This window comes from Sphingobium limneticum (assembly GCF_008710155.1).
GTDB classification, from domain to species: domain Bacteria; phylum Pseudomonadota; class Alphaproteobacteria; order Sphingomonadales; family Sphingomonadaceae; genus Sphingobium; species Sphingobium limneticum.
Genome location: NZ_VYPZ01000022.1, coordinates 49,415 through 59,562, shown reverse-complemented (window position 1 = coordinate 59,562; position 10,148 = coordinate 49,415). Strand labels below are relative to the sequence as shown.

Below are 10,148 nucleotides of genomic sequence, written 5' to 3'. Positions count from 1 at the left end.
CTGATGCTGATGCTGATGCTGATGCTGATGCTGATGCTGATGCTGATGCTGATGCTGATGCTGATGCTGATGCTGATGCTGATGCTGATGCTGATGCTGATGCTGATGCTGATGCTGATGCTGATGCTGATGCAGATGCGGATGCTGATGCGGATGCCGACGCTGACGCTGACACTGATGCGCCGGCGCCGCCCACTGCTCGGCTGAATGCGACGGGGACGGTGTGTTCTGGCACCGCAGAAACCAATGCCACGGTGCAGATCCGCAATGCGGCGGGCGTTTTGATCGGCAGCGGGGTTGCCGATGCGGACGGCAACTATGCCATCGACCTCGATACGCCCCTCGAAAATGGCGAGACGGTGACGGTTACGCAGGTTGACGCGGCCGGGAATGTTTCACCGCCCGCTGTGGCGATCGCGCCCGACCTGACGGCGCCTGATGCGCCTTCGGTTGCGCTGGAAACCGCGACGAGCCTGACAGGCACCGGTGAGCCTGGCGCCATTATCAACGTCTATGACTCGGCTGGAACGGTGCTGGGCACCGGTCATGTCGGCGGGGATGGTAGCTTTACGATCGCACTCAGCCCGCCGCAGAATAATGGCGAGCGCCTGACCGTCAGCCAGACAGATGGGGCTGGCAATGTGTCGGATCCCGTATTCGTGACCGCCGCCGACGGCACCGCGCCCCAGGCGCCGATCGCTGTCATCGGCAACGACGGGCTGTCCGTTACCGGTACGGGCGAACCGGGCGCCACCATCCGCATTTATAATGCTGCCCGCCTGTTGGTCGGTACGGCTGTGGTGCAGGGCAACGGCACCTACGCCGCCACGCTGGACATACCCCAGACCAATGGCGAAGCGCTGACCGTGACGCAGGCCGATGCGGCCGGCAATGAATCGACGCCCACCGCCATAGTTGCGCCCGATCTGGATGCACCCGCTGCACCGGGGGCCAGCATCTCGGGCAATGGTGCGACGGTGAGCGGGTCCGGAGAGCCGGGCGCGATCGTTGAGGTGCGCGATGCGCTGGGCACGTTGCTCGGCAGCGACATTGTGCGGCCCGATGGCAGCTATAGCGTGACCTTGTCACCGCCTCTGGTCGAAGGCGAACCGCTGTCGGTCACGCAGATCGATGCGGCTGGCAATGTGTCCGATCCGACGGCCATCAGCGCGCCTGACCTGACGGCGCCGGCAGCACCGAGCGCGACCATCGCAACCGACGGGTCGTCGATCAGCGGCACGGGCGAGGTCGGCGCGACCATCATCGTTCGCGACGCGTCGGGTGCGATCATCGGCACGACGAGAGTGGGCGATGATGGCAATTATAGTGTCGATCTCGATCCGGCGCGGGTCGATGGCGAAGTGCTCGATGTCACGCAAAGCGATGCGGCGGGTAATGAATCGGCCGTCATTCCGGTCACCGCGCCCGACCTGACGGCGCCACCGGCGCCCGTCGCGACCATCGACGGCACCGGCACGGTGGTAACCGGTATGGGTGTGGCCGGATCGACGGTCGAGGTGCGCGCGGCCGATGGCACGTTGCTGGGCAATGGCGTGGTGGACGCGCAGGGCAATTACACCGTCACGCTGACCACGCCGCAGGTGGACAGCGAGCCATTGAACGTGACGCAGGCGGACCCGGCTGGCAACATATCCAACCCGACCGGCATCACGGCGCCCGACCTCACCCCGCCGGCCGCACCGGTCGCGACCATAGCGGCGGACGGATCGTCGATCAGCGGCACGGGCGAGGTTGGCGCGACCATCACCGTTCGCGACGCATCGGGTGCGATCGTCGGCACGACGGTGGTGGACGATGACGGCAATTATCTCTTCCCGCTCAGCCCGGCACGGGTCGATGGCGAGGTGCTGAGCATCACGCAAAGCGATGTGGCCGGCAACGTATCGACCGGTGTGACGGTCACGGCGGACGATACGACGCCGCCGCCTGCGCCCAGCGCCACGATCGACGGCACCGGCACGGTGGTGACGGGATCGGTAGTGACCGGTTCGGGCGTGGCTGGATCGACGATCGAAGTGCGCGCGGCCGATGGTACGCTGCTGGGCAGCGGCGTGGTCGATGCGCAGGGCAATTATACCGTGACGCTCAACGCGCCGCAGGTGGATGGCGAAGCCCTTGCCGTCACGCAGGTCGATCCTTCGGGCAACATATCCAACCCGACCGGCATCACGGCGCCCGATCTCACGCCGCCGGCTGCGCCAGTCGCGACCATAGCGGCAGACGGATCGTCGATCAGCGGCACGGGCGAAGTTGGCGCGACCATCACCGTTCGGGACGCATCGGGTGCGATCATCGGCACGACGGTTGTCGACGATGACGGCAATTATCTCTTCCCGCTCAGCCCGGCACGGGTCGATGGCGAGGTGCTGAGCATCACCCAGAGCGACGTGGCCGGCAATGTGTCGACCGGTGTGACGGTTACGGCGGACGATACGACGCCGCCGCCTGCGCCCAGCGCCACGATCGACGGCACCGGCACGGTGGTGACGGGATCGGTAGTGACCGGTTCGGGCGTGGCTGGATCGACGATCGAAGTGCGCGCGGCCGATGGTACGTTGCTGGGCAGCGGCGTGGTCGATGCGCAGGGCAATTATACCGTGACGCTCAACGCGCCGCAGGTGGATGGCGAATCCCTTGCCGTCACGCAGGTCGATCCTTCGGGCAACATATCCAACCCGACCGGCATCACGGCGCCCGACCTCACGCCGCCGGCCGCGCCAGTCGCGACCATAGCGGCGGACGGATCGTCGATCAGCGGCACGGGCGAGGTTGGCGCGACCATCACCGTTCGCGACGCATCGGGCGCGATCGTCGGCACGACGGTCGTGGACGATGACGGCAATTATCTCTTCCCGCTCAGCCCGGCACGGGTCGATGGCGAGGTGTTGAGCATTACCCAAAGCGATGTGGCCGGCAACGTGTCGACCGGTGTGACGGTTACGGCGGACGATACGACGCCGCCGCCTGCGCCCAGTGCCACGATCGACGGCACCGGCACGGTGGTAACGGGATCGGTAGTGACCGGTTCGGGTGTGGCTGGATCGACGATCGAAGTGCGCGCGGCCGATGGTACGCTGCTGGGCAGCGGCGTGGTCGATGCACAGGGCAATTACACCGTGACGCTCAACGCGCCGCAGGTGGATGGCGAATCCCTTGCCGTCACGCAGGTCGATCCTTCGGGCAACATATCCAACCCGACCGGCATCACGGCGCCCGACCTCACCCCGCCGGCCGCGCCAGTCGCGACCATAGCGGCGGACGGATCGTCGATCAGCGGCACGGGCGAGGTTGGCGCGACCATCACCGTTCGCGACGCATCGGGTGCGATCGTCGGCACGACGGTCGTGGACGATGACGGCAATTATCTCTTACCGCTCAGCCCGGCACGGGTCGATGGCGAGGTTTTTAGCATCACGCAAAGCGATGTGGCCGGCAATGTATCGACCGGTGTGACGGTTACGGCGGACGATACGACGCCGCCGCCTGCGCCGACCGCGGCTATCGACGATACCGGCCGGATCGTGACCGGCACGGGTGTCGCCGGATCGGCAGTCGAGGTGCGGACGGCAGGTGGCACCCTGCTGGGCACCGGCATCGTCAATGCACAGGGCAATTACAGTGTCGTGCTGACCCCGCCGCAACTGGATAGCGAGCCGCTGCGCGTCACCCAGGCGGATGGCTCCGGCAACATATCCGACCCGGCCAATGTGACGGCGCCCGACCTTACCGCACCAGAACCGCCAACTGCCAATATTGCCGGCGATGGCGCGTCGATGAGCGGTACGGGTGAAATCGGTGCCACGATCATCGTCACCGATCCAACCGGTCGGGAGATCGGCACGGCGATAGTGGATGGCTCCGGCTTCTGGAGCGCGCTGCTTACGTCGCCACAAGTACATGGCGAGCCGCTGACCGTGGTGCAGAGCGACGCGGCAGGCAATGTGTCGGACGAACTGCCGGTGACCGCCCCCAATCTGAATGGACCCGACGCGCCCGATCCTGTGACGGCGACCATCTCCCCCACCGGCGATACGGTGTCCGGCACTGGCGAGATCGGCGCGACGGTGACCGTGACCGGGCCTGGCGGGCTGGCATTGGGATCGACGATCGTCGATGGGGATGGCAATTACAGCATCACCCTGGGCACGCCGCAGGCCAATGGCGAGAAGCTGGTCGTGGTACAGACCGATACGGATGGAAACAGCTCCGTCCCTGTGATCCTGACCGCGCCCGATATCACCCCACCTCTTGCGCCGACCGCGCAGATCGATGCGACCGGTGCCGTCGTGACCGGATCGGGCGAGAAGGGCGCGACCATAACGGTGCGTGATGCCGACGGCACAGTGATCGGCACCGCGACCGTCGATGGCCAGGGTCATTATGCGGCAGCATTGACCACGCCGCAGACCGACGGATCGCCCCTGAACGTCACGCAGACCGACGCGGCAGGCAATGAGTCCGGCCCGACCGCGATCGCGACGCCCGATCTGGAAGCGCCCGCTGCGCCGACTGGCACGGTCGAGCTTGACGGGAGTGCGGTGACCGGCACCGGCGAGGCGGGGGCGACGATCACCGTCACGGATGCCAATGGCGTGTCGCTGGGTAGCGTCACGGTCGATAATGACGGCAATTTCAGTGTGCCGTTGAACCCGGCGCTCACCAATGGCGAGCCGTTGACGTTGGTTCAGACCGATGCGGCCGGCAATGCGTCGATCACCGTCGACATCGCCGCGCCCGACATTACGGCGCCCGATGCACCGACCGGCACCGTCACATCCGATGGTTCGGCCGTGACCGGTACTGGCGAGGCCGGGGCGACGATCCGCATCACCGATGCCGATGGCACGCTGCTGGGCACGACGACGGTGGGGGCCAATGGCGCCTATATCGTCATCCTTCCCACGCCGCAGTTGAATGGCGAGACGCTGGGTATCGTTCAGACCGATGCGGCGGGCAATGCCTCGGCGCAAGCCGATGCCATTGCGCCGGACGTTACCGCGCCGGCCGCGCCGACGGGCACGATCGCGCCCGATGGTACGGAAGTTACGGGTACGGGTGAGGCGGGTGCGATCATCAGCATCACCAATGCGGCCGGGACCGTGCTGGGCACGGCGACCGTGGCGACCGACGGCAATTATAGCGTCACGTTGACCGAACCGCAGGCCAATGGTCAGGCGCTGACATTGGTGCAGACGGACGGCGCAGGCAATGTGTCGCCGCAGGTGCCGATCACCGCGCCGGACATTACGGCACCCAATGCGCCGACCGGCACGGTTTCGACCGATGGCACGCTCGTGACCGGTACCGGTGAAGCCGGCGCCACGATCAGCATCACCAATGCGGCCGGGACCGTCATCGGCACGGCGACGGTGGCCGCCAATGGCAGCTATGCCGCCACGCTTGCGACGCCGCAGCTGAATGGCGAGACGCTGGGCATTACGCAGGCGGATGCCGCCGGCAATGTGTCGGTCCGGGTGCCGACGATCGCGCCCGACGTCACGGCGCCGGTCGCGCCGACCGGCACGATCAGCGGCGACGGCGCGGTGGTGAGCGGCAGCGGCGAGGCTGGCGCGACGATCAGCGTGACCAATGCGGCCGGCACGGTGCTGGGCACCGCGACGGTGGCCGGCAATGGCAGCTACAGCGTGACCCTGACGACGCCGCAGACCAATGGAGAAGCGCTGACGCTGATACAAAGGGACGGGGCGGGCAATGCGTCCCCGACCGTGCCGATCACCGCGCCCGATACCACAGCGCCCACCGCGCCGACCGGTACGGTGACATCCGACGGCACGACCGTGACGGGGACGGGTGAAGCGGGGGCGACCATACGCATCACCAACCCGGGTGGGACCGTCATCGGGACCGCAACGGTCGGTGCCAACGGCAGCTATAGCGCCACGCTGACCACGGCGCAGGTGAATGGCGAGACGCTGGGCGTGACTCAGACGGATGGCGCCGGCAATGTGTCGGTCCGGGTGCCGACGATCGCGCCCGATATCACCGCCCCGGTCGCGCCGACCGGCACGATTAATGGCGACGGCGCAGTGGTGAGCGGCAGCGGTGAGGCTGGCGCGACGATCAGCGTGACCAATGCGGCCGGCACGGTGCTGGGCACCGCGACGGTGGCCGGCAATGGCAGCTACAGCGTGACCCTGACGACGCCGCAGACCAACGGCGAAGCGTTGACGCTGATACAAAGGGACGGGGCGGGCAATGCGTCCCCGACCGTGCCGATCACCGCGCCCGACACGACCGCGCCGACCGCGCCGACCGGTACGGTGACATCCGATGGCACGACCGTCACCGGTACCGGGGAGGCTGGCGCGACGATCCGCATCACCAACCCGGCCGGGACGGTCATCGGTACCGCGACCGTCGCTGCCAACGGCAGTTACAGCGCGACGCTGACCACGCCGCAATTGAATGGCGAGACGCTGGGCGTGACCCAGGCGGACGGTGCCGGCAACGTGTCGGTCCGGGTGCCGACGATCGCGCCCGACATCACGGCGCCCGCAGCGCCGACCGGTGCCGTCACGGCCGATGGCACCACGGTGAACGGTAGCGGGGAGGCTGGTGCGACCATCACGATCACCAGCCCGGCTGGCGCCATCATCGGCACCGCGACGGTGGCCGGCAATGGCAGCTATAGCGTCACTTTGACGACGCCGCAGACGAACGGCCAGACGCTGGGCATCACCCAGGCGGATGCGGCCGGCAATGTGTCCCCGCGCGTGCCGACGATCGCACCGGACAGCACGCCGCCGGCGGCGCCGACCGGGACGGTCACGGCCGATGGTGCGGTGGTCAACGGCACGGGTGAGGCTGGCGCGACGATCAGCATCACCAATCCGGCCGGGGCCGTCATCGGCACCGCGACGGTGGCCGGCAACGGCAGCTACAGCGTCACGTTGACGACGCCGCAGACGAACGGCCAGACGCTGGGCATCACCCAGTCGGATGCCGCTGGCAATGTGTCGCCCCGCGCGACGACGCTGGCGCCGGACAGCACCCCGCCGGCGGCCCCGACGGGCACCATCACCGGCAATGGCGCGGTGGTGAACGGCACCGGTGAGGCTGGCGCAACCATCCGCATCACCAATGCGAGTGGCACATTGCTGGGTACGGCGGTGGTGGCCGCCAATGGAACCTATAGCGCCACGCTCAATACGCCCCAGACCAACGGCGAAAAACTGACCTTGGTGCAGAGCGATCCGGCAGGCAATGTGTCGCCCGTCGTGCCGATCACCGCGCCCGATACGACGGCGCCGGTGGCACCCACTGCGGCGGTTTCCGCCAATGGCGGGTCTGTGACCGGCACGGGTGAAGCCGGCGCGACGATCACCGTCCGGGCGGCCGATGGCACGATCCTGGGCACCGCGACGGTGGCGGCCAATGGCAGCTACACCGCGGCGCTCAGCCCGGCGCAGTTGAATGGCGAGCGGTTGAGCGTGAGCCAGACGGACGGGGCGGGCAACGGATCGCCCAACGCTGCCGTCACCGCGCCCGACCATACCCCGCCTGCCGCCCCCACCGCCGCCGTTTCGGCGACGGGTACGGTGGTGACGGGTACGGGTGAAGCGGGTGCGACCGTCACCGTGACCAATGCGGCAGGTGTCGTGATCGGCACGGCTCTGGTCGCCGCCAATGGCAGCTATTCGGTGACGCTGACCCAGGCGCAGGCCAATGGCGAAACCATCGGCGTCGTTCAGACCGATGGCGCCGGGAATCCGTCCATATCGACCAGCGCGATCGCGCCGGACATCACCGCGCCCAATGCGCCCGCCAATCTGGCGGTCAACACGGCCGGTACGACGCTGACCGGCATCGGTGAAGCCGGGGCGACGGTCAGGGTTCGCGACGGAACGGGAACCGTGATCGGCACCGGGCAGGTGGGATCGGATGGCCGCTTCTCGGTCACTCTGTCCAGCCCGCAGGTGGGCGGCCAGAATCTGACCGTTACGCAGACCGATGTCGCCGGCAATCAGTCGCTTCCGGGCGCCGTCGGCGCGCCGTTCGACATCGCCGCGTTCGACAATAGCACGGTGGCCCTGATCGACCTGCTGCCGGTATCGACGGCGGTCAACCATGGTACGGCCAATTATCTGGCGCTGGTGTCGCTCGGCCTGCTCAATGTCAATGCGCAGGTATTGGCGACGCCCAGCGTCGGCTTCACCGTGGCGGACGGCCATAGTCTCAACGCCGTCTTCACTTATGACGCGACGCTCAGCATCGGCGTGCTCAGCGGCTATTCCGTCGCGGTGCAGCGCTGGAACGGATCGGCCTGGGTCGCGGTGGGCGGCGGCAACGGCGCGTCGCTACTGCAACTGGGCCTGCTGAACGGCAATCTGGTCAGCACCGAAACGCTGGGGCCGGGCCAATATCGCGCCTTCGTCACCTTTGACGGGACGTTGGGTGTCGGTTTGCTGGGATCGCTCAATGTCGCAGGGACCGATTCGGACTTCACCGACATTGGCGGGATCGTGCCCCAGCAGATTCAGGGCAATGTCATTACCGATCCAAGTCCGGACGGTCATATCGACATCATCAGTCCGCAGACGGTGATCCAGAGCGTCACCGTCAACGGGGTGACGACGGCCGTGAACGCGAACGGCACGGTGGTGAACGGTGCCTTCGGCCGGTTGGTCATCAATCTGGACGGCAGCTACAGCTACACCCCGTCGCCGACCGCCGCGTCGATCGGCAAGACGGACGTGTTCCAATATACGCTGATCGATCGGAGCGATGGTGAAACGGAAACGGCGAACCTGTCGATCCGGATCGGCAGCGACGACATCACGGCCGCCCCCGTCGCCAATCACGATACGGCGACCGCAGCGGTCCAGTATCAAAATGTCGTGCAGACGGTCGCAACCGCGTCGGATTTCAGCTTCAACACGGCTGGCGCAGTGCTGGTACCCGTCACGGGATCGAGCTCGAAGAGCTTTACCGTGGGTGCGAACAGCCAGTCCGACGTGACGATCACGGTCATCCGCGGTGGTTCGCTGACAGTCCTGCCCAGCTACACCATTACGGTGAAGAATGCGGCAGGCGCGACCGTGGGCACCTACACGGCGACCGCCGTGGCAGGGCTGCCGCTAGGATCGGGCATCACCCATACGTTCGACGATCTGCCGTCGGGCACCTATACCTACACGGTGTCCAGCACGAACATATTGGGCACGGGCTACGGATCGACCGTCTATATCGGTCAGTCCATCACCCATTTGGACCAATATACGGTATCGGGCGTGACCGGCACGCAGGGCGAATTGCTGGCCAACGACGTGACCGGCACGGCATTCCCGGTAGTAAAGGTCGGCACGGGTAGCGGTTTCGTCGAGGTTGGCGAGACGGCTGTGACCATCCAGGGAACTTATGGGACGCTGACCGTCAACGAGACGGGCCATTACAACTACACGCCCGGCACGACGATCCCGCATTCGACGGTCAATCTGGTGGACAGCTTCACCTACCAGATCGTCCAGCCCAATGGCGTCACGGCCACGGCTACGCTGGACGTGACGATCAATGTCGGGTCCGGTGCGACGTCGGCCTTCATGTCGTTCGAGCAGGCGAGCCTGCGCATGGATGAAGCGGCGGCGGTCAGCGACGACAGTTACCAGACGGCAAGCCTGACGTCGGATACCACGACGGATCAGGCGATCGCCTCGGCGCCCGAAGCCCGGATATCCTCCTTCTCCGAGGAGGCAACGGTTTCCGGCACGGACGATCCGACCGTTTCGGGCACCGATCTGGTCGTTGCGGCATCCGCCGCAGACCCGGTCGATGCGCCAAGCGCGGATCAGCCTGTCACACCGGATGCGGACCCGACCGATACGCCGGTTTCCGACGAAGTGCTGGGCGAGCTGGCCTATCAGATGTTCGAAGGCCAGGGCGTGCTGGAGGATGTGTTGTCGGCCTATCTCGACCGCGCAGCATCGCCGGAGAGGGTGGACCCGATCGACATGACAACGACGCCGACCACAGAAAGCGTCGATCTGACCCCTGTGGATGTGCTGCAGGATCCACTAGCTTATCTTTCCACATCGGATGATATCGAAAAGCACAGCATAAATAATGGTCATACATTCTGATGTATGTCTCAAGCATAGGTAAAATCACAA

The 10,148-nt window shown here is 66.3% G+C and carries 2 protein-coding genes; both read left to right on the top strand.

Annotation, left to right across the window (positions count from 1 at the left end; genetic code table 11):
- On the top strand, positions 1-207 hold a 207-nt coding region (locus F4U94_RS25080; protein WP_249042089.1), incomplete at its 5' end, for a hypothetical protein.
- Positions 204-10,118, top strand: a complete 9,915-nt coding sequence (locus F4U94_RS18785) for a BapA/Bap/LapF family large adhesin (protein ID WP_282957478.1) — start codon at positions 204-206, stop codon at positions 10,116-10,118. The genes F4U94_RS25080 and F4U94_RS18785, both read left to right, overlap by 4 nt.
- Positions 10,119-10,148: the final 30 nt, after the last annotated feature.